This window comes from Geobacillus sp. BK01, from assembly GCF_052220245.1.
Lineage (GTDB): Bacteria > Bacillota > Bacilli > Bacillales > Anoxybacillaceae > Geobacillus.
In genome coordinates this window covers 255,729-274,175 of sequence record NZ_JBQPTH010000002.1, presented here as the reverse complement: position 1 = coordinate 274,175, position 18,447 = coordinate 255,729, and the positions used below count along the sequence as shown (strand labels likewise).

Genomic DNA, 18,447 nt, shown 5'->3' with positions numbered 1-18,447 from the left:
GCATCCTCTCAAGAATCCGTAGATGGAGCAATAGAGAGGCTGTCTGAAAAGGTTATCGCTCAACCTTTTCCGGACAGCCTTTTCCATTTTCGCATTATGACGTAGTTTGATTCGTTATAGGTACTGTGGGTACGCCCCTTAGGGTGTCTTTTACCGGGCAGACACGTTCAACGTGTTCGATCAAAGCTTGGACATTTTTTGGGTCGGAAGGAGAGTCAATATCAATATGGTAGCGAATTTCTAAGAATCCAGGCCGAACGTCCGCTTTCTCCATAAAGCCATCGGGATCTAAATCTCCTTCTACGTGTACTTGAACTTTCTTCAGTTCGACCTCGTGATGGCTGGCAAACAGAGAGACTAGCACATTGATGCAACCGCCTAGTGCGGCTAGGACCAGCTCTACGGGATTCGGCCCTTGATCGGTTCCTCCCAAGGATGGAGGTTCGTCAATGATGACTTGTTTGCCGTTAATGTTAGCCACCGAGCGTACTCCTTCGCCAGACCATGTAAAGCCAAATGGCTGAATGAGTGCCGTCATCGCAATATACACGGCGGCAATCAAACCGTTTGTCGCCATCGTTCGAACGTTCATGATGTTCTCTCCTCTCATCGATGATGATATGATTGTAGTATGACATTTTCGCGAACGAAAGGAGCGAGGATAGATGGTTGAAGTGGGTCAACAGGCAACAAACCGCCGCCGCTCCATCTGGGAGGTTGGAATAACAGCGCTCCGCCTCGGCTTGACGTCGTTTGGCGGGCCGGTGGCCCATCTCGGTTATTTTTATGAAGAATATGTAAAACGAAAAAAGTGGATCGACGACAAAACGTATGCCGATCTCGTCGCTCTATGTCAGTTTCTCCCTGGGCCGGCAAGCAGCCAGGTCGGCATCGGCATCGGATTTATGCGCGCCGGTGTTTGGGGGGCGCTTGCCGCCTGGCTTGGGTTTACGTTGCCGTCAGCGCTCGCCCTCAGTCTTGTTGCCATTTGGCTGCAACGTGCTTCTTGGGACGGGGGCGGCTGGATGCATGGGTTGTTGTTGGCGGCCGTAGCAGTCGTAGCGCAAGCCGTATGGGAGATGGCGCGCAAATTCGCCGCCGGCCGCCTTGAGGCAACGCTTGCGGTCGCGGCGGCGGCGGCCGTCCTTCTTGCGCCGGGGGCGTGGAGCCAAGTAGCGGTAATCGTCATAGCGGGAGTGATCGGTGCAGCCGGGCTGCAAAAGGCAGGGGAGCGGCCGGCTGCAGGCGTCCCACCGTCCACCCGTCGTTTCACGGGGCTGGCGCTGCTTTCGTTGTTTGCCACCTTGCTGATCGTTCTGCCGCTTGCCCGCGCATGGAGCCATTCACCGCTTTTGGCGTTGGCCGACAGCTTTTACCGCGCCGGGGCGCTTGTGTTTGGCGGCGGTCATGTTGTGTTGCCGCTCTTAGAAGCGGAAGTGGTGCCACAAGGATGGGTTGCCGCTGACCAGTTTTTAGCCGGCTACAGCGCCGCCCAAGCCGTTCCCGGCCCACTGTTTACATTTGCCGCCTACATCGGGATGGCCAGTTTCGGCTGGAAAGGGGCGCTCGTCGCTACCATGGCGATTTTTCTTCCGTCTTTTTTGCTTGTGCTCGGCGCCTTTCCGTTTTGGCATTGGCTTCGCCACCATCCGCGTTTCCAAGCGGCGCTTGCCGGCATTAACGCCGCTGTAGTCGGGATTTTGCTTGCGGCACTGTATGACCCGATTTGGATGAAAGCGGTGAAAGGTCCGGCTGATCTGGCGTTCGTGCTTGGTGCTTTTCTTCTCCTTTCCATTTGGAAGTGGCCGGCATGGGCGGTCGTCCTTGTTTCGTTCGCCGGCGGATGGCTGCGCGCTTGGCTTGGCTGATGGCCCCAAGCACCATAATGGCGGCTTTTCATGATCGCCCAGAAATGGACAACGACGGGGTTGATTTTGCCGCTGCAATAGCCGGCAGATGCAAACAGATGCATAGATCGATCAACAGCAGCGCCAGCCATGTGCCGCCCGCTAAATGAACGACCGCCCACGGGAGATGAAGGCCGCTTTCGATTGTGCCGACACCCAAGGCCGCTTGCAGCAGCCCGACCGCTGCCGCCAAAAGGAGGCGCCGCTTCAGCGGGCGCCCCCAGCCGCGCCGGTGCGCAATAAAAGCTGTCCAAATTGTATACAACACCGTAGCTGTGGCAGCGGCCCGATGCGCCGTTTGCCACATTTGTGCTTTACTTGATGGCCAAATTGATTCTCCGCATGCCAACCATCCACATGCTAGGCCGTAATGTTGGTGCTTCACATACGCCCCGAGCAGCAGCGTGGTTGTGAAAAAAACCAAAAGAACACGGGCATGCCGTTTCGCCTCTGTCGGGGCGGATGTCGGCAAAGGTGCAAAAGAAGAATAAGGGACATTCCGCCAAATCCAAAGAAGGCAGCCTAAAAAAAGAAACGCCATAAGAAAATGGATGGTTACAATAGCAGGCGGGAGGTCAAACCAAACAACAAAGGCGCCGAGCATAATCTGCACCGTAAGCAAGCCAACCGTCGCCGCTGAAGCGATGCGGTCCGCTCCGCGCCGGGGGAAACGCCATAAGTGGAGGCAAAGCACCCCGGTTAAGACGGCTAACAAGGCCCCGATGAGCCGGTGGGCGTATTCAATCAGCGTCGCCCCCTTCAACACCGGGACGAGCACCCCGTTGCAAAGCGGCCAGTCAGGACCACACCCCATCCCCGAGTTCGAGGACGCCACATACCCGCCGAAGACAATTAAAAAGCAAGTGACGGCCACCGCCCAGAAAGCCAACGATTTCATCTCCTCTTTTTCCCCCTTTTTCCATTTCTATCATTATAGCAAGTCCTTCCGGCCGCTACTGTGCGCTCTATCACATTCACCATAGAAAACCAAATAGAGAGAAAAATGGGTGATTTTGTGACGAAGTTAACTGATGGAAAGCGCCATCATTCCCTATAGTGAAACTATCTTAGCGAGTGAAAAGGAGGAATGCTGCAACCATGTACCAACAAGCCGCTTGGATCATCTCCATTATTCTCATTTTGTTTGTCATCTTCGTTTTTTTGTACGTTGTCGCCCATTCTGGCCGACGCACCGACTATGAGCCGATCCAGCGAAAGGGCTACCGCATTCGGAATGTATGGTTTTTGGCCGTTATTGCGGCCATGGGCCTGGCGACGTTTTATACGCTGCGCGATTTGCCGTTTGAAAAGCCGGCGCACGCCGCCGATTCGACCGTGGTTCAAGTAAAAGCGCGACAGTTTGGTTTTGTGCTGAGCCAAAACGAGTTTCGTGTCGGTGAGCCGATCGCCTTTCAAGTGACGAGCGAGGATGTCAACCACGGGGTCGGCATTTATGATGAACGCATGGAGCTGCTTGCTCAAACGCAGGCCATGCCGAAGTATACAAATACGATTTACTACACGTTTGACAAGCCAGGAACTTATCAAGTTCTTTGTTTAGAATATTGCGGCATCGGCCACCATGTGATGGTTGCGACGATCACCGTCGCCCCGGCCGAAGAAGGGAAGGGGAACTAATGGAAGCGAACGTTCGGAAGATGACCGCGTGGTATATGCTTGTAAGCGGTGTTGCGATCTTGCTTATGATGGTGTTGGGTCTGTTCATGCTGCTTGCGCAAGGGAACATGATCCCGCTTGGACAAGATACGTTTTATGAAATGATGACCGCCCATGGCACGTTTATGATCGGCGCGGCGGCGTTTGCGGCGTCGGCCGTGATGTGGTACTTCTTGCGCCAGTATGTCCCGTTGTCGTTCCCCATTTTCGTCGCCCACTTTGTGTTGTTTTTAACGGGAGCGGCTATTACTGCCGTCAGCATTTTTGTTTTCCGTTTTGCCGGAGCCTGGACGTTTTTGTACCCGCTGCCGGCCATGTCCGCCGGTATGTGGGGGAAAGCAGGGGCGAGTTTGTACTTGATCGGCATGCTGCTCATTGGTGTTAGCTTTTTGCTTCTATATCTTGACACCTCAAGAGCCATTATTCGCCAGTACGGCAGTCTTGGGAACGGCCTTGGCTGGCCGCAAATTCTCGGAAAAGCAAAAGGCTATGGGCCGCCGCCGACCGTTGTGGCGAGCACGATGGTGTCGATCGTCAACCTCGTTTCCTTGACGGCCGGCGCCAGCGTCTTAGTGATGAGCTTGATCAATTTGTTCCAACCATCTATTGAGATCGATCCATTGCTCGCGAAAAACTTGATTTACGCCTTTGGACATATTTTCGCCAACTCGGTCATTTACATGGGAGTCATTGCGGTCTACGAAATTTTGCCGAAATATACGAACCGGCCGTGGAAATCGTACAAAATTTTTCTGATCGCCTGGAACATGTCGACATTGTTTACGATCATTATTTATCCGCACCATTTATTGATGGACTTTGCCATGCCGAAATGGATGTTGATTATCGGCCAGGTGTTCTCGTATTTAAACGGCTTGCCGGTTTTGGTCGTGACCGCTTTTGGCGCGTTGATGATCGTGTATCGGTCCGGCATTGAGTGGGATATGGCGTCAAGCTTCATTTTTCTTTCGATGTTCGGCTGGGTGGCGGGCGTCATGCCGGCCATTGCCGATGCGACCATCGTCATCAACCATGTCATGCACAACACGAAGTGGGTGCCGGGGCATTTCCACATGTATATGGGAATCGGCGCGGTGTCGATGTTGTTCGGTTTTATGTATTATCTCATCCGTGAGAGCAGAAGCAGCGTCGGTTATGCGGATATGGTGAGTTTCTGGGTTTATGCGATTTTCTTCCTCAGCTTGTGCGGTACGTTCCTGTTCTCCGGAAAGGTAAGCGCTCCGCGGCGCTGGGCGGTGCATTTCCCGGAATGGGTTCCGTATGATCGCATGGGGGCGATGTTTGCAGTGGCCATTATCGCTGCCGTTTCCGTATTCCTTTATCGGTTTTCCGTTTCCGTCATCCCTGCCCGGGTGGCAAAGGATGTCGAGGCGGGGCCGTATGCGTAAGACGGCGGCGATCCTCTTCGCACTTATGTTCGGGATTGGGCTTCTTTGGTACGGGACGGACGGGTTTCAGGCGTTCACGAGCGAAACCGCCCGCCGCCTCGCTATCTTGCAAGAGCCAAAACCGCTTCCAGTTGTGCATCTTGAAGATCAATCCGGTCATACGTTTTCTTGGCCCGGTCGTGATGGCAAGTGGAAGTTGGCCACCTTTATGTACACGCAATGCGGCGATATTTGCCCGGTCATCGAGATGAACTTGCGCCGCGTCTATGACGCGGTGCACCGCTCTTCGCCTGGTGAACCCCTTGAGTTTTTCAGCATTAGCTTCGACAACAAACGCGACACGCCGGAGATGTTGCAGCATCACGCTCACCACTACGGAGCAGACGGCGTTACATGGCGCATGGCCCGTGTGCCGGATGACGGGGAACTGAAACAATTATTAAACGCGCTCGGTGTCATTGTGATCCCGGACGGACGGGGCGGATACGAACATAACGCGGCCTTTTATTTGATCAATGAGCAGGGGCGGATCGTCCGTATTTTTGACTACAACAATCCAGAAATGGTCAGCGCGGAGTTGGTCCGCCTGCTCGAGGACGAAACATCCAAGGTGGTGAAACCATGAAGCGGATGTCTTATCTTGCCGGTGGTGCTACATTGATGGCCGTCTTGGCGCTGCCGCCCGTGTCGCGTTGGTTGGAGTCGTCGATGATCGGCGTGATGCTCGGGCAAATTCCATTGTTGGTGGCGGCCGGATGGCTGTTTGGGTTGGCGTTGCCCCGCCGTTTTGCCGAACTGCTCAGCCGTTGGAACGAAAACGGCTTGCCTGGATTGCTGTTAGCCGTCAGCGTGCTTGCCTTTTGGCTATTGCCGCGCTCGGTCGACGCTTCATTGAACGAGCCGCTTATGCGGCTGGCCAAATGGGGGATGCTGCCGCTATTGGCGGGGCTGCCGCTATCGTTCAGCTGGAAGCGGCTTCATCCGATTGCCCGCGGCGTCGTCCATGCCAATGTCATTTCCATGCTCGTGGTCATGGGCTGGCTGTATTTGGCCGTGCCGGTTCGCGTGTGCAACAGCTACTTGTTGGACCAACAAAACGCCCTTGGCCGCACGATGATCGCTTTAGCTATTGTGCTCGCCGCTTTTTGGTTGCTGCGTTTGTTCGTTGCGGGAACACCAAAAGAAACGACGGCCCGCTAAAGCAAAGGAACAGCCCTCCTTTGCCGATGACCCCGATTTATAAATATGTGGACGGATCTTCGCCATGAAGATTCGTCTATTTTTTGTTTGTGCACTTTTCTTTCTCTTTGACGAAAAGAAGGATTTTTCACCGCCGTGTCAAATATCTTTACCGGTATCAGTGAAATGCGCTTGTTTTCGTTGCATTAACACTAAGGCTGGCAAGAAGAGAGCATTTGCGCCAGTGTTGGGCAGTTATAAAGAGGCAACAGGCCGCGCGCAGCAACAGCCGTGCGACTCCAAGCTGGGGTGGCATTTCTGGAATAGACGAGAAAAGGGAGGACGATAGACGGATGAAGTGGCTATGGATGATGCTGGCCCTAGCAGCCGGGATGGCGGTTTCCATACAGGCGGGAGTGAACGGTGGCCTCGGCAGGCGGGTCGGTGTGTTGGAAGGATCGTTCGTTTCGTTTTTGATCGGGACGATCGTCCTGTTTTTAGTGCAATTGTTTTTTGGAAAAGGCGAATTGCTCGCCATGTTTTCTGTGCCGAAATGGCAGCTGATCGGCGGGATTCTCGGCGCCTTTTACGTGTTTGTCATGGTGCTTATCGTCCCAAAAGTCGGCGTCGCCAATTCGTTGATGGCTGTAGTCGCCGGGCAGCTCGTGATGAGTTCGATTGTAGACCATTTTGGTTTGTTCGGCGGGCAACGCATCCCGTTTGATCTGACGCGCCTGGCCGCGATGGTCTTTCTGTTTTTGGCGCTTTGGCTTTTTTTTCGCAAATGAGCGCGACTCGATAGCAGCCAATTGAGCTGCGGCCGTGTTGGCCTTTGGATCATGTCGTCCCATCGCTTTATGCCTAGGTGTATCGCCTCTGGCCTATACACCTGTACGGTTTATTGCGTGCGTTGGGACGACGGGATGCGTGTCCTAAAGGAAAAAGCCGCCAAGAGCACGTTTTTCCGTTGAAATATGTCTCTATTTTCTTTTGGAAAGATCTGCTACAATACAAATGGAAAAGGGTGCTCATCGCAGGCAATAAGTAACGGCACAGCCCTTTGGTTTCTTGAACGGCGGCCTCGCTGCGCTGAGCGGCCCATTTTTGATTTTTCCGCCTGTTTCAAAACAAAAGATGGGCGGCCAATAAGGAGAGAGAATAGTGTTGATCTATCGACTGCTTGGTCTTGCACTTGTTTTCTTTGCCATTTCTTTGTTTGTAGAGGGGGCTTGGTGGGCCGGGACGGTTTGCTTTTTGATTGGGGGAGGAATGGCAGCCGTGGGCTGGCTGCGGCGCCCCCGGCGCCACCCTAAGGGCGGAAAGGAAGGAAAAGAAGGATTGTTGTAAGTTAGCATAGAAAAAGCAAAGGTGGGAGTGTTTCAGAAAATCGCAGGGGAGAGGAGACCATGACAACGATGATCCAGATGCATAATGTATCGTGGGTGCGGGGGGCACGTGCGATTTTGCATGACATCACCTGGGAAGTCAATGAGGGCGAGCATTGGGCCATTCTCGGCTTAAACGGTTCGGGAAAGACATCGCTTCTCAATATCATTACCGGTTACCAATATCCAACGCGCGGCGAGGTCGAGGTGTTGGGATATCGGTTTGGGCGGGCGAGTTTGCCGGAGATGCGCCGGCACATCGGATTTGTCAGCAGCGCGCTCGATCAGTTTCACGATACGCTGCAAACCGAGACGGTCGAAGATGTGGTCGTAAGCGGAAAGTTTGCGACGATTGGCCTTTATGATGCGATAACCGGAGAGGACCGGGATAAAGCGGAGGCATTGATGGAATCGTTTCGCCTACAAGCGGTGAAAGGGAAGCGATACGCGACGCTGTCGCAGGGGGAAAAACGGAAAACGTTGATCGCCCGGGCGCTGATGGCCGACCCGGCGCTGCTCATTTTGGACGAGCCCACCGTCGGCCTTGACCTATGGGCGCGTGAACAGATGCTTTCGCTCATCGCGCCGATTGCCGCCCGGCCATGCCATGTGTTGTATGTGACGCATTACATTGAAGAAATTGTCGAACCGATCACCCATGTTTTGCTTCTGCGGGACGGCCGCGTCGCCGCTGCCGGGCGGAAAGAAGACGTGTTGACGGATGAGCGGCTGTCTGAAGCGTTTCAGTTGAACATTCGCGTTCATTGGGAAGACGGCCGGCCGTGGGTGTCGGTGCGCCGCTAGGCCGGCCGCGGGCTTCGTTGACAGACCGTGCATCCGAGAAGATCGACCGCTATTTTGGCGTAAACCGCATTCGTCCAGCCAAATCCCTCTTGGGAAGGGTAGCGGCCCACGGTACGGATGCTCATATCGGCAACATTGTATTTTTCATACAGCTTGCCCGTTTTCCAATATACGTTGGTGCAAAGCCGAATCCAGCGGCGGGCGATTTCTTGCGCTTTTCGATCGTACCCGTAATTTTTCAGCCCTTTGATGACGATCCAGTGAATAGCTCGCCTTTGGAATAAGGCGGGCTCGTTTTAATCAGCTGCCCCCACCGTTGATGAATGGAAGAAACCACATGCTCGACGGCTGGATCCGGGCAAGTGACCGTGACGTCCGGAAGCTCGATTGACAACGGCTGTCCCTCCATGGGAATGGTCTCTATGGCTATGTATACGGCCAAAACGACCCGGTTATACCGCCAATCAGATGCAAGGCGACAGCAGAAGAAAACGGAAGCCGGGCCGCAAGAGCCGCCGAACAAGGGCAGCTCTTGCGGCCGCTTTTTCAAAACGCCCGATCAACCGGCGGAAAATCGATACCATCCGCCTCTTGGCGGCCGTCAGCCGGCGTGACTTCAATGACCGGCGGCCGTCCGTTTTCAAAGCCGCGGGCGATGTCGCGAATCGGGCTCATTTCATCGGGAACGCCGATTCCCGGAGTATAGCGCGGCAAGCCGGAAGCGGCGCCGCGTTCTTCCCAAGGTTCTCTCATGAACAAACACCTCCATATTCTCAGTATGGCCGTTTGTAGAGGCCATACAAATGGAAATCGCATCCTTTCCCTCCAGTTCATTTTTGAAGCATCTCTGCCTATGGCAGGCATACTATTCATGACGATGTGGGCCATAGGAGGGAACCGAAGATGAGCTCTAGAATTGAAACGATCGAAGCGATATGGCGCCGTCAATGCGGCACATGGGAAAAAAGCGATGCGGCTTGCATTCAATCGTTTTTAGCGGAATGTTTGCACCGCCATCTTGATCCGCAAGATGCGCTCAATTGGCTCATCGAGCACCGCACTGCGCTTCCCGACGGCGACGCAGTCGTGAGCGAGGCGCTTCGTTGGGTGAACGAACATACATCGACCGGCTCCCCGGTTTCCGGAATCGGGGCGGAACGTGAAGGGGTATAGCCATAGGCCGTCATCAAGGCGGCAAACAAGAAAGGGCGGAACGACATGGTATGGGTCATCAAAACAAAGCACGAGAGTGAAAATGGTGAGACCGCTGCGCTCGAATTGGAAAGTGAAGACGGCTGGCTTGATGCCAACGTCCGCTGGGACGGATGCATGGAAATCCATTTGTACTCGGTCACAGAGGAAGGCCGTGAACTGAGCGATACGTTTCATACGTGCGATCTGCAAGGGTTGATTGAACGGCTGCAATCGCTTGATGCCGTCTGTCGATCGTTTTTTGAGTCTCAAGAGGACAAGAGGGAAGACGAAGGGCGCGCCGATGGCGGCGCTGCTGACGTCATCAGCCATTGAACGAGAAGCCGCTCCCATGGCTTCTCTTCTTTCTGCTTCCATGCGATTGAACACGTAAGCCTTTCCTGCCCCTCTGCCGTGAAGCAGGTTGAGATCGTCGCTTCCGTACCCCTTCCATTCTCCGCAAAAGGAGAAAGTTCTCGGTCAAGTCGACAAAAATGTTTCAAATATTCAAAATGTATTGTATAATAAAATCAGCGACATACCAACCGGTTGGTATACAGTGTTTTGAAAACGGATTCAAAAAAAGAAGGAAAAGGGGAGAAACCGTGAGGCTGAACGGAAAAGCTGCGATTGTCACCGGCGGCGGCAGCGGCATCGGCCGGGCGACGGCGGTGCGGTTTGCGGAGGAAGGCGCAAAAGTGGCGGTGAGCGACATCGACGAGGCGGGAGGGGAAGAAACGGTCCGCCGCATTCGGGAAAAAGGGGGCGAGGCGATTTTTGTCAAAGCCGATGTTTCCGATTCAGGGCAAATGAAGCGGCTCGTGCAAACGGCTGTGGCGGCGTTCGGCGGCTTGCATATTCTCTTTAACAATGCCGGCATCGGCCATTCCGAAGTGCGGAGCACCGACTTGTCCGAAGAAGAGTGGGACCGGGTCATCGATGTCAACTTAAAAGGCGTGTTTTTAGGCATCAAATATGCCGTGCCGGCGTTGAAAGAATCCGGCGGCGGGGCGATTGTCAATACATCGAGCTTGCTGGGGATTAAAGGAAAAAAATACGAATCGGCTTACAACGCTTCCAAAGCCGGGGTCATTTTATTAACGAAAAACGCGGCGCTTGAATACGGCAAGTTCAATATTCGCGTCAACGCCATCGCGCCGGGCGTCATTGATACGAACATCATTGCTCCATGGAAACAAGATGCCCGCAAATGGCCGATCATCTCGAAAGCGAACGCCCTCGGGCGCATCGGGACGCCGGAGGAAGTGGCGAACGCGGTGTTGTTTTTGGCGTCTGACGAGGCATCGTTTATCACTGGTGCGACGCTGTCGGTCGACGGCGGCGGACTGACGTTTTAGGCTGCTTGATGTTATGAAAAACCACGGATAAGGGGGAGGGGGCGCAATGCGCTTTTCCAATGCGGTAGCGGTTGTTACCGGCGGCGGCAGCGGCATCGGCCGGGCGACGGCCATTCGCTTGGCGCAGGAAGGGGCGGCGGTTGTTCTTGTCGGCCGCACGGCGGCGAAACTTGAAGAGACGGCTCAAGCCATCGAACGGTTGGGAGGAGCCGGCAGGGCGGAGGTGTTTGCCGCTGATGTCACGAAACGGGAACAAGTCGAGGCAGTAGCGGAATACATCCGCCGCCGGCACGGCGATTTGCATGTGCTTGTTAATAATGCGGGTATCTCGACCCATACGAAATGGCTCGAACTGACGGAACAGGAATGGGACGATGTGCAACAAGTGAACATGAAAAGCGTGTTTCTCGTTTCCCAAACACTCGCTCCGCTGATGATCGAGGGGGCGAAACGGGAGCGCGTCAACCGGGCGATCGTCAACGTCGCCTCGCTGTCAGGCCATCAAGCGGGGGCGCACATTCCGCATTACAGTGCGGCGAAAGCCGGCGTGATCAGCTTGACGAAATCGCTCGCCTTGGAGCTGGCTCCGCACGGCATTCGCGTCAACTCTGTCTCGCCCGGCTTTGTCGAGACGCCGCTCACCGAGAGCGGGCTGCAAAACGAGCGGTTTGTGAAAGCCATCGAGCGCAACACCGCCTTAAGGCGGGTGGGGACGCCGGAGGAAATTGCCAATGTCATCGCCTTTCTTGCCTCGGCGGAAGCGTCGTATATGACCGGCTCGGATGTGCTTGTCGATGGGGGATGGCTGATTACATAGCCTGGCCGGTTTCGCGGTGGTGACGAAAACATGGAAAGGGAAGAAGGAACATGGTGGAATCTCCGCATTTGCTTGTGGACCGGTCTAGGTTCTCCTCATCCAAAACGTGTTCATGCTATGGTCGAGTCAAGGCATCTTTATCTCTTTCTGAACGTACATTTCGCTGTGACTGCAGGTTGGTGGCCGATCGAGATGTCAACGACGCCATCGATATCAAGTAAAGAAGAAATGAGACAGTTGGCGTATCCTAACGCCTACCAGAACGGTGAGGCACACGGGGATCGCTCGGTCAACTTCCCATCATGAGATGGGATTACCCGAGAAGCCCCCATCGCTAAGCAAAGCGTAGGTGGTGGCAGTATGTCACAGGAAAGTAGCATGAGACCGATCCGCACCGGGAAACGGGGATCGCGATGCTCAGCCGGTGAAACCAAATTAAGCCCCTCTGTCGTGCCTAAGCGGGCGGGAGGGGCTTTGGCTTGTTAGGTTTAAAGCGCGCCAACTTGTGTCAGGTCGTTTTCGGCCAATAGCTGCCGAATATCGGCGATCAATTCGTCAACGCAGTCATACGGCGCATCCAACTGCAGCATTTTCCGTAAAATCGCCCGTGCTTTCGAGGACAAGTCGAGCTCTTCTTCCCAGCTTTTTTCATCCTCATTGGCGGGCTCGTAAGCGGAATATAGCAGAAATAAGGTGAAATGTCCGAGGGCATAAAAATCGCTTCGTGGGTGTGGTTCGCGCCGCAGTCGTTTTTCAAGCGGATCGCCATCATGAACATCGATCGATTCGCCCGTGCGGCACGCCAAGCCGAAATCGATGATGGCCACCGTTCCATGGCGCCAAATGATGTTTGGAATGCGTAAATCGCGGTGGACGATGCCGAAAGCATGGATATACCGAACGACATCAAGCACATCAAGCAACAATTGGAACGCTGCTCGTTCCGTGTACGTGATTCCGTACTCGAAAATCTGCTCTTCCACCGTTTGCCCATCGATATAGTCCATGACAAGATGCGGCTGTCCGCCTTCGATAAACATATCGTGCAGCAGTGGAATTTGTGGATGGCGCAAGCGGGCGAGCACGTCGGCTTCGCGTTGAAGCAGGCGACGGCCGTCTTCCCCTTTTGTCCGCCTTGCCTGTTTAATGACGACAAGCTGCCCGGTGTCACAATCGCGCCCTTGGTAGGCGATGCCGTAGCTGCCCATCCCGAGTTCTTTCATCACTTCGTAGCGGCCAGAAAGCACATCTCCGCTCCGGTGCGGGCGGTCAATCCAGCGGGCGATGAACGGATGGCGTTCAAACAGGCGGTTCATCAGCTGCCAAAAAAGCTCGAGAAAAAGCTGCCGCTGTGATGTTTCTTTTTGTAATGATGATGGCCGTACTGGGATGGGTGCTTATAGGAATAAGATTTCGGTGTATGGTAATCGCTGCTGCTATAATGCTTGTTATAGTGCGACGGGTGATGGTGCTGGCCGAAAAGTGACTTTAACAACTTTTTGAACATCACGAGATCGCTCCTTTACAGTAGATTTACTTATATATACGGGAACAGAGAAAAGAAGGTTTCGGATTCAGAAAGCTAAATGAACCGCCAGAGGCGTAGTTTCTGGCGGTTCACAGCGACTATTCTTTTTTTTCAAGCGCTTGTTTGAGCAGTTCTCCTAAACTCGTGCCAAACGATTCATTGGACGGACTGTATTTTTGGAGAAGCGCCCGTTCGTTTCCTTTTGCGGCGGTGCGTTTCGTTTCGTCCGCTTTTTCGACAATGTTGCACGGCCGGCATTGGAAATAGAGCCCGGCTTTGCCTTCGTGTATTTCCATGCGCCGGTGGCATTGCGGACAGCGGCGGTTCGACAGCTTCGGATCGCGTCTCCGGCGGTAGCGGCATTGTAAGTTCGAACAGACGAGCATCCGTCCATCTTTCGTTTTCCGTTCTTTTAAGAGGGCGCCGCATTCCGGGCAGGTAAGATTCGTCAAGTTCGGTGCTTTGTACGTCCGCTCGCTCTGTTTGATTTCCGCGACAAGCTGTTCCGTTTGCCGGCGAATGTTGGTCAAAAACTGTTTCGGGTTTCCGTTTCCGCGGGCGATCGCCTCGAGTTCCCGCTCCCAACGGGCGGTCAATTCCGGCGACTTCAGTTCATCATTGACGAGCTCAATCAGCTGTTTTCCTTTTTTTGTCGGATAAAAGCGGCCGTCTTTCCGCTCGACCGTTTCCGTCTCAACAAGCCGCTCGATGATGTCGGCCCTTGTCGCCGGGGTGCCGAGGCCGTATTTTTCCATTTGCGCAAGCAAGTCAGCCTCTGAATAGCGAGACGGTGGCTCGGTGAACGATTGTTCCATCTCAAGCCGCACCGATGGGAGCGCCTGGCCTTCCGCGAGATGCAGCAACATCGGTTGGGCCTTGCTGTCTTCCTTGCCGAGAACGGCTTTAAACCCGGTGTTTACAACCGCCGTTTCCCGTGCGACAAACGTCTCGCCGCCGATCTCCAAGACCGCAGTTGCTGTTTCATATTCATGCGGCGGGTAAAACAAGGCCAAAAAGCGGCGGGCGATCATGTCATACAGCTTGCGCTCATCCGCCGACAACTTTCCAAGGTCCAACCGTTCATCGGTCGGGATGATGGCGTGGTGGTCGGTTACTTTGGCATCGTTAAACACGCGTTTGCCGGCTTTCGCTTGTTTCGCCAGCAGCGGGGCGACCTCTTCTTCGTAACCGGGCTTTATCGCCTGCAGCCGGTCCGTCATCGTTGCTTCCATGTCGCTTGGCAAATAGCGCGAGTCGGTGCGCGGGTAGGTGACGAGCTTATGTTGTTCATACAGCCGCTGCAGCACCGAGAGCGTCTTTTTCGCCGAAAAGCCAAACCGTTTGTTCGCCTCCCGCTGCAGCTCGGTCAAGTCGTACGGCAGCGGAGCGGGCTCTGTTTTCCGCTTCCGGTTGACTGACACGACACGCGCCGGCTGGCCATGGAGGCGGTCTATCAGTTGTTTCGCCTCGTCCTGATTAAACAACCGCTTCCCGCCGTTTCGTTCCCACATCGCTGTAAGAGAACCGATGTGAGCATGAATCGTCCAATACGGGACGGGAACGAACGACTGGATGGCGCGCTCGCGTTCAATGATCATCGCCAGTGTCGGCGTTTGCACGCGCCCGGCTGAGAGCGGGTCGTTGTATTTTGTCGTCAAAGCGCGCGTCACGTTCAACCCGATCAGCCAATCGGCTTCGGCGCGGCAGACGGCTGATTCATACAGGCGGTCAAACTGCGCTCCGGGCTTTAACTGGCGAAATCCGTCGCGGATGGCGCGGTCGGTTTGCGAGGAAATCCATAACCGCCAAATCGGCTTTTTCCAACCGATCTTTTGCAAAATCCAACGTGCGACGAGCTCTCCTTCACGCCCGGCGTCGGTTGCGATGATGCAATCGCGCACATCCCGGCGTTTGGCTAAGCTTTCAATGGCGCGAAACTGATGGCTCGTTTGCCGGATCACTTTCAAACCCATTTGCTTTGGAATGATAGGCAAATCCTCAAGCCGCCACGTTTCATATTTCCGGTCATAGTCTTCCGGCATTTTGAGTTCGATCAAATGGCCGAGCGCCCAAGTGACAATATGCTGCTTTCCTTCAAAATAATGTTTATGCGCCTGCTTGCAGCCGAGCACGCGGGCGATATCGCGGGCGACGCTCGGCTTCTCCGCTAAAACGAGCGATTTCATCAATAAACTCCTTTCTGTCGTCTCCAAATGAGTCCAGTCTGTTTATTAGTATAATGGAAGAAAGGGAAAGACGCATCCGCCAGGCTCGGCTTTTATGAAGAACGAATCAGCTGAAGCGGCATGAAGGCCGATTCAAAAAGGCGGTGATACAAGAGGGAAAAGCATGTTGAATGGAACAAATTCCTCAAAACGGCCGTTTCCTAGATTCAAGGCCGGCGATGGAGCAAAAATCATGGTGTTTCCCCATCCTTTTTGACCGTATCCATACTTTCTGCACATTTGCCGGATAAAATAGTAAAATTAGAGCAGCATACGGTCTTGACCGATAAGGAGAGAAACACGTGCGAAAACTTTCGTGGAAACTTGGAATGTTGGTTTTTGCCTTCGTCTTGGCCATTGAAATGGTGCTGTTCGTTTCTCTTTACGCGACGCTCGTTCATGCGCGCATCGAAGAAGAATTCGCGCAGCTTCTGGCGCGGGGGAACAGCCACCGCAACGTCTTGGAAAAAAACCTTGACCAACCAACGCTTGCGCATGTGGCGATGATGGAATCGGAGGCGGAAACCGATGTCGTCATCACCGATGCGAAGCGCCAAATTCTATCGGCCTCTAGCGGCATTATCCCGTTTGCCGAAGAAATCATCCCATTGACGAACGGGCGCTCTATTCCCCGCGACGGCATGATGGTACAAACCGATTGGAAGCAGGCGTCACACATTGCGACGGTGAGCCCGATCCAAATCGGAGGCGAAACGGGTGGATATGTATACATGTTTCAAGACACCCGCTCGATTCAGACGATGGTGTATAAGCTGAAACATCATTTTGTCGTCGTCGGCGTGCTGTCGGTGTTGATCACGATGATGACGATCGTCTTTTTCTCCCGCATCATTACAACGCCGCTTTTACGGATGAAACAGGCGACCGAGGCGCTTAGCCAAGGCGACTTTTCAGTGCGTCTTGAGGTGAAGGGCGATGACGAACTTGCGCAATTAGGCAAAGCCATTCAAACGTTGGCGAACGATTTGGCGTATTTGAAACAAGAGCGAAGTGAATTTTTGGCGAGCATCTCCCATGAGCTGCGCACGCCGCTCACGTATGTGAAAGGATATGCCGACATTGCCCGACGGCCGCATCTGTCCGAGGCGGAGCGGGCGAATTATGTCGCGATCATTTACGAAGAGGCCGAAAAGATTGAAAAAATGGTGAAAGACTTGTTTGAGCTGGCAAGGTTGGAGCGACACTCGTTCCAGATTGAGAAGCAGCCGATCGATCTTTGTTCGTTTTTAGCCAAACTGTGCGAAAAGCTGCGCCCGGCGTTTCAGGAAAAAGCGCTGTCGCTTGTCTGCTCGTGCCCTGATGGGGTGACGGCTGCGGTCGACCGGCAGCGGTTTGAGCAAGTGATGATCAATGTGCTTGATAATGCGCGAAAATATGCGTTTCCTGGCACAACGGTGACGATCACCGTCCAGCCGCGAAAACATGGGGTCATCATGGCCGTTTCCGATCAGGGGGCCGGCATCCCGCCGGACGATGTCCCCCATATTTTTGAACGGTTTTACCGGGTGGATAAGTCGCGGTCGCGAAGGAGTGGAGGGACCGGGCTTGGGCTTTCCATTGCCAAAGAAATCGTCGAGGCGCACGGGGGAACGATCGCCGCAGAGAGCGAACCAGGGAAAGGAACGACCATCTTGATTACGGTGCCGGAGGGATGAGGATGTATACGTTGGTATTGGTCGATGATGAAGCGCGAATGCTCGATTTGTTGGACCTGTATCTGGCGCCAAACGGTTACCGTTGCGTGAAATGCCGTTCAGGGCAAGAGGCGATCGACTATTTGCGGGGCCATCACGCCGATTTGGTGCTGCTTGATGTGATGATGCCGGAACTTGACGGGTGGGAAACGTGCCGTCGCATTCGTTCGTTTTCCGACATCCCGATCATGATGGTCACTGCTCGCGACGAAACGGCCGATATCGTCCAAGGGTTGAAAATCGGAGCCGATGATTATGTCACCAAGCCGTTTGACGAGGCGGAGCTGTTGGCGCGTATTGAAGCGGTGCTGCGGCGTGCCGGTGCCCGCCGCTCGGCGATCCGCACGGCCGGGCTCGTGTGGGATGAAGAGGAACATGCCGTCCATTATGAAGGAAAGCCAATTCCGTTGACGCCGAAGGAGTTTGCCATTTTAGGGCTCTTCCTCAAACGCCCAAATCAAGTGTTCAGCCGCGGACAAATTATCGCCTCCTTATGGGGATATCTCGCCGATACGGAAGAGCGGACGGTGGATTCGCATATTAAAAACATCCGCGAAAAACTGCGCCAAGCCGGGTTTCCGGCTGACGACCATTTGCAGACGGTCTGGGGCGTCGGCTACAAATGGGAAGGGCGCAAGCCATAGCCGAACCGGGTGCAGCGCTTCGGAAAGTGAGGCGTTCCTTTTGTGATGAAAGATTGGATGATCGATTTGTTTCAAGCCTACGGCGGGGCAGCATACGTTTTGAGCCTGGCCTGCAATGTGGCGATCAGCGTGCTTGGGGTCGTCCCAAGCGCATTTTTGACAGCGGCCAATTTGACGGTGTTCGGCTTTTGGCCGGGCTTTTGGGTGTCGTTTGCCGGCGAGGCGCTCGGGGCGATCGTCTCGTTCGTCTTGTACCGGAAAGGAGTTCGCCGATGGAACGGGACAAAATGGCTTTCCCATCCGAGCGTGAAGCCGCTGCTTCATGCGGGCGGCCGGGAGGCGTTTTTCCTCATTTTGGCACTGCGGTTGCTGCCGTTTGTACCATCCGGGGTGGTGACGTTTGTCGCCGCCATCGGCCGTACGTCCCTTTCCGTGTTTACGGCGGCGAGTTCGCTCGGCAAACTCCCGGCGTTATGGATGGAAGCGTATGCGATTCATCAATTTCTCGAGGCCGCCTGGTCGGGAAAACTGCTGCTCGCTGTTGCATCGATCGTTCTTTTGTGGTTCGTCTGGCGAAAGATAGGGCAAAAAACAGCGGAGTGAAACAG

24 protein-coding genes are annotated in these 18,447 nt (G+C 54.4%); 16 read left to right on the top strand and 8 right to left on the bottom strand.

The window, feature by feature from the left end; all coding sequences use genetic code 11:
* Nucleotides 1–94 precede the first annotated feature (94 nt).
* Nucleotides 95–592, bottom strand: a complete 498-nt coding sequence (locus ACTVDO_RS03725; RefSeq protein WP_442901066.1) for an OsmC family protein — start codon at nt 590–592, stop codon at nt 95–97.
* Between the two features lie 73 nt (nt 593–665).
* On the opposite strand from ACTVDO_RS03725, the gene chrA reads away from it, so the two are divergent.
* Nucleotides 666–1,868, top strand: a complete 1,203-nt coding sequence (gene chrA / locus ACTVDO_RS03720; RefSeq protein WP_020959801.1) for a chromate efflux transporter — start codon at nt 666–668, stop codon at nt 1,866–1,868.
* A 28-nt stretch (nt 1,869–1,896) separates the two neighbouring features.
* Here the strand turns inward: chrA and ACTVDO_RS03715 are convergent, their stop codons facing one another.
* On the bottom strand, nt 1,897–2,805 hold the full coding sequence (locus ACTVDO_RS03715) for a COX15/CtaA family protein (RefSeq protein WP_020959802.1): 909 nt from the start codon (nt 2,803–2,805) through the stop codon (nt 1,897–1,899).
* A 200-nt stretch (nt 2,806–3,005) separates the two neighbouring features.
* Here ACTVDO_RS03715 and ACTVDO_RS03710 point away from each other — a divergent pair, with 200 nt between their 5' ends.
* The 7 genes from ACTVDO_RS03710 to ACTVDO_RS03680 all read left to right on the top strand — a co-directional run bounded on the left by ACTVDO_RS03710 (nt 3,006) and on the right by ACTVDO_RS03680 (nt 8,361).
* Nucleotides 3,006–3,545 carry a cytochrome-c oxidase gene (locus tag ACTVDO_RS03710; protein ID WP_020959803.1) on the top strand — a complete coding sequence of 180 codons (540 nt, stop codon included), beginning with the start codon at nt 3,006–3,008 and terminating at the stop codon, nt 3,543–3,545.
* Nucleotides 3,545–4,993 (top strand): cbb3-type cytochrome c oxidase subunit I, encoded by a 1,449-nt coding sequence (locus ACTVDO_RS03705; RefSeq protein WP_020959804.1) that lies wholly within the window; start codon nt 3,545–3,547, stop codon nt 4,991–4,993. Before ACTVDO_RS03710 ends, ACTVDO_RS03705 begins: the two co-directional genes overlap by 1 nt.
* Nucleotides 4,986–5,618: an SCO family protein gene (locus tag ACTVDO_RS03700; RefSeq protein WP_020959805.1), complete on the top strand. Its 633-nt coding sequence runs from the start codon at nt 4,986–4,988 to the stop codon at nt 5,616–5,618. Before ACTVDO_RS03705 ends, ACTVDO_RS03700 begins: the two co-directional genes overlap by 8 nt.
* On the top strand, nt 5,615–6,193 hold the full coding sequence (locus ACTVDO_RS03695; protein WP_020959806.1) for a hypothetical protein: 579 nt from the start codon (nt 5,615–5,617) through the stop codon (nt 6,191–6,193). The genes ACTVDO_RS03700 and ACTVDO_RS03695 overlap by 4 nt, the downstream gene beginning before the upstream one ends.
* A 332-nt stretch (nt 6,194–6,525) precedes the next feature.
* A complete protein-coding gene (locus ACTVDO_RS03690; protein WP_020959807.1) occupies nt 6,526–6,960 on the top strand; it encodes a DMT family transporter in 435 nt (144 codons plus the stop codon).
* 373 nt (nt 6,961–7,333) lie between these two features.
* Nucleotides 7,334–7,519, top strand: coding sequence for a hypothetical protein (locus ACTVDO_RS03685; RefSeq protein ID WP_020959808.1), 186 nt, complete (start codon nt 7,334–7,336; stop codon nt 7,517–7,519).
* A 59-nt stretch (nt 7,520–7,578) separates the two neighbouring features.
* The gene (locus tag ACTVDO_RS03680) at nt 7,579–8,361 is read left to right on the top strand and encodes an ABC transporter ATP-binding protein (RefSeq protein WP_020959809.1); all 783 of its coding nucleotides are present in this window, start codon (nt 7,579–7,581) and stop codon (nt 8,359–8,361) included.
* On the opposite strand, the gene ACTVDO_RS03675 is transcribed toward ACTVDO_RS03680, so the two are convergent.
* The 3 genes from ACTVDO_RS03675 to ACTVDO_RS03665 form a co-directional block, all read right to left on the bottom strand.
* Nucleotides 8,358–8,567 (bottom strand): alpha,alpha-trehalase, encoded by a 210-nt coding sequence (locus ACTVDO_RS03675; protein WP_235183466.1) that lies wholly within the window; start codon nt 8,565–8,567, stop codon nt 8,358–8,360. The two genes, ACTVDO_RS03680 and ACTVDO_RS03675, sit on opposite strands and share 4 nt — an antisense overlap.
* A gap of 32 nt (nt 8,568–8,599) precedes the next feature.
* The gene (locus ACTVDO_RS03670; protein WP_158413364.1) at nt 8,600–8,755 is read right to left on the bottom strand and encodes a hypothetical protein; all 156 of its coding nucleotides are present in this window, start codon (nt 8,753–8,755) and stop codon (nt 8,600–8,602) included.
* Nucleotides 8,756–8,907: 152 nt separating this feature from the next.
* Nucleotides 8,908–9,114 (bottom strand): hypothetical protein, encoded by a 207-nt coding sequence (locus ACTVDO_RS03665; RefSeq protein ID WP_020959810.1) that lies wholly within the window; start codon nt 9,112–9,114, stop codon nt 8,908–8,910.
* A gap of 150 nt (nt 9,115–9,264) precedes the next feature.
* Here ACTVDO_RS03665 and ACTVDO_RS03660 point away from each other — a divergent pair, with 150 nt between their 5' ends.
* The 5 genes from ACTVDO_RS03660 (at nt 9,265) to ACTVDO_RS03640 (ending at nt 11,948) form a co-directional block, all read left to right on the top strand.
* Nucleotides 9,265–9,534 (top strand): hypothetical protein, encoded by a 270-nt coding sequence (locus ACTVDO_RS03660; RefSeq protein ID WP_020959811.1) that lies wholly within the window; start codon nt 9,265–9,267, stop codon nt 9,532–9,534.
* Between the two features lie 45 nt (nt 9,535–9,579).
* Nucleotides 9,580–9,888, top strand: coding sequence for a hypothetical protein (locus ACTVDO_RS03655; RefSeq protein ID WP_020959812.1), 309 nt, complete (start codon nt 9,580–9,582; stop codon nt 9,886–9,888).
* Nucleotides 9,889–10,157: 269 nt separating this feature from the next.
* Nucleotides 10,158–10,910 carry an SDR family NAD(P)-dependent oxidoreductase gene (locus ACTVDO_RS03650; RefSeq protein ID WP_020959813.1) on the top strand — a complete coding sequence of 251 codons (753 nt, stop codon included), beginning with the start codon at nt 10,158–10,160 and terminating at the stop codon, nt 10,908–10,910.
* A 46-nt stretch (nt 10,911–10,956) separates the two neighbouring features.
* The gene (locus ACTVDO_RS03645; protein WP_442901065.1) at nt 10,957–11,727 is read left to right on the top strand and encodes an SDR family NAD(P)-dependent oxidoreductase; all 771 of its coding nucleotides are present in this window, start codon (nt 10,957–10,959) and stop codon (nt 11,725–11,727) included.
* 50 nt (nt 11,728–11,777) lie between these two features.
* The gene (locus tag ACTVDO_RS03640; RefSeq protein WP_081713467.1) at nt 11,778–11,948 is read left to right on the top strand and encodes a zinc ribbon domain-containing protein; all 171 of its coding nucleotides are present in this window, start codon (nt 11,778–11,780) and stop codon (nt 11,946–11,948) included.
* Nucleotides 11,949–12,215: 267 nt separating this feature from the next.
* On the opposite strand, the gene ACTVDO_RS03635 is transcribed toward ACTVDO_RS03640, so the two are convergent.
* The 3 genes from ACTVDO_RS03635 to ACTVDO_RS03625 form a co-directional block, all read right to left on the bottom strand.
* Complete coding sequence (locus ACTVDO_RS03635; RefSeq protein WP_442901064.1) at nt 12,216–13,043, bottom strand: serine/threonine protein kinase; 828 nt, start codon at nt 13,041–13,043, stop codon at nt 12,216–12,218.
* Entirely contained in the window at nt 13,043–13,234 is a 192-nt protein-coding gene (locus tag ACTVDO_RS03630) for a hypothetical protein (RefSeq protein ID WP_020959816.1), read from the bottom strand. Before ACTVDO_RS03630 ends, ACTVDO_RS03635 begins: the two co-directional genes overlap by 1 nt.
* A gap of 119 nt (nt 13,235–13,353) precedes the next feature.
* Nucleotides 13,354–15,441 carry a DNA topoisomerase III gene (locus ACTVDO_RS03625; protein ID WP_020959817.1) on the bottom strand — a complete coding sequence of 696 codons (2,088 nt, stop codon included), beginning with the start codon at nt 15,439–15,441 and terminating at the stop codon, nt 13,354–13,356.
* 341 nt (nt 15,442–15,782) lie between these two features.
* Here ACTVDO_RS03625 and ACTVDO_RS03620 point away from each other — a divergent pair, with 341 nt between their 5' ends.
* The 3 genes from ACTVDO_RS03620 to ACTVDO_RS03610 are packed head-to-tail and all read left to right on the top strand — an operon-like array spanning nt 15,783 to nt 18,442.
* Nucleotides 15,783–17,156 carry a sensor histidine kinase gene (locus tag ACTVDO_RS03620; RefSeq protein ID WP_020959818.1) on the top strand — a complete coding sequence of 458 codons (1,374 nt, stop codon included), beginning with the start codon at nt 15,783–15,785 and terminating at the stop codon, nt 17,154–17,156.
* A 2-nt stretch (nt 17,157–17,158) separates the two neighbouring features.
* Entirely contained in the window at nt 17,159–17,839 is a 681-nt protein-coding gene (locus ACTVDO_RS03615) for a response regulator transcription factor (protein WP_020959819.1), read from the top strand.
* A 45-nt stretch (nt 17,840–17,884) separates the two neighbouring features.
* A complete protein-coding gene (locus tag ACTVDO_RS03610; RefSeq protein ID WP_442901105.1) occupies nt 17,885–18,442 on the top strand; it encodes a TVP38/TMEM64 family protein in 558 nt (185 codons plus the stop codon).
* Nucleotides 18,443–18,447 lie beyond the last annotated feature (5 nt).

What these genes read in the sequence shown, in the direction of transcription:
- ACTVDO_RS03725 (WP_442901066.1), bottom strand. Translation starts at nt 592, where the DNA reads ATGAACGTTCGAACGATGGCGACAAACGGTTTGATTGCCGCCGTGTAT.
- chrA (WP_020959801.1), top strand. Translation starts at nt 666, where the DNA reads ATGGTTGAAGTGGGTCAACAGGCAACAAACCGCCGCCGCTCCATCTGG.
- ACTVDO_RS03715 (WP_020959802.1), bottom strand. Translation starts at nt 2,805, where the DNA reads ATGAAATCGTTGGCTTTCTGGGCGGTGGCCGTCACTTGCTTTTTAATT.
- ACTVDO_RS03710 (WP_020959803.1), top strand. Translation starts at nt 3,006, where the DNA reads ATGTACCAACAAGCCGCTTGGATCATCTCCATTATTCTCATTTTGTTT.
- ACTVDO_RS03705 (WP_020959804.1), top strand. Translation starts at nt 3,545, where the DNA reads ATGGAAGCGAACGTTCGGAAGATGACCGCGTGGTATATGCTTGTAAGC.
- ACTVDO_RS03700 (WP_020959805.1), top strand. Translation starts at nt 4,986, where the DNA reads ATGCGTAAGACGGCGGCGATCCTCTTCGCACTTATGTTCGGGATTGGG.
- ACTVDO_RS03695 (WP_020959806.1), top strand. Translation starts at nt 5,615, where the DNA reads ATGAAGCGGATGTCTTATCTTGCCGGTGGTGCTACATTGATGGCCGTC.
- ACTVDO_RS03690 (WP_020959807.1), top strand. Translation starts at nt 6,526, where the DNA reads ATGAAGTGGCTATGGATGATGCTGGCCCTAGCAGCCGGGATGGCGGTT.
- ACTVDO_RS03680 (WP_020959809.1), top strand. Translation starts at nt 7,579, where the DNA reads ATGACAACGATGATCCAGATGCATAATGTATCGTGGGTGCGGGGGGCA.
- ACTVDO_RS03665 (WP_020959810.1), bottom strand. Translation starts at nt 9,114, where the DNA reads ATGAGAGAACCTTGGGAAGAACGCGGCGCCGCTTCCGGCTTGCCGCGC.
- ACTVDO_RS03660 (WP_020959811.1), top strand. Translation starts at nt 9,265, where the DNA reads ATGAGCTCTAGAATTGAAACGATCGAAGCGATATGGCGCCGTCAATGC.
- ACTVDO_RS03655 (WP_020959812.1), top strand. Translation starts at nt 9,580, where the DNA reads ATGGTATGGGTCATCAAAACAAAGCACGAGAGTGAAAATGGTGAGACC.
- ACTVDO_RS03645 (WP_442901065.1), top strand. Translation starts at nt 10,957, where the DNA reads ATGCGCTTTTCCAATGCGGTAGCGGTTGTTACCGGCGGCGGCAGCGGC.
- ACTVDO_RS03640 (WP_081713467.1), top strand. Translation starts at nt 11,778, where the DNA reads ATGGTGGAATCTCCGCATTTGCTTGTGGACCGGTCTAGGTTCTCCTCA.
- ACTVDO_RS03635 (WP_442901064.1), bottom strand. Translation starts at nt 13,043, where the DNA reads ATGAACCGCCTGTTTGAACGCCATCCGTTCATCGCCCGCTGGATTGAC.
- ACTVDO_RS03630 (WP_020959816.1), bottom strand. Translation starts at nt 13,234, where the DNA reads ATGTTCAAAAAGTTGTTAAAGTCACTTTTCGGCCAGCACCATCACCCG.
- ACTVDO_RS03625 (WP_020959817.1), bottom strand. Translation starts at nt 15,441, where the DNA reads ATGAAATCGCTCGTTTTAGCGGAGAAGCCGAGCGTCGCCCGCGATATC.
- ACTVDO_RS03615 (WP_020959819.1), top strand. Translation starts at nt 17,159, where the DNA reads ATGTATACGTTGGTATTGGTCGATGATGAAGCGCGAATGCTCGATTTG.
- ACTVDO_RS03610 (WP_442901105.1), top strand. Translation starts at nt 17,885, where the DNA reads ATGAAAGATTGGATGATCGATTTGTTTCAAGCCTACGGCGGGGCAGCA.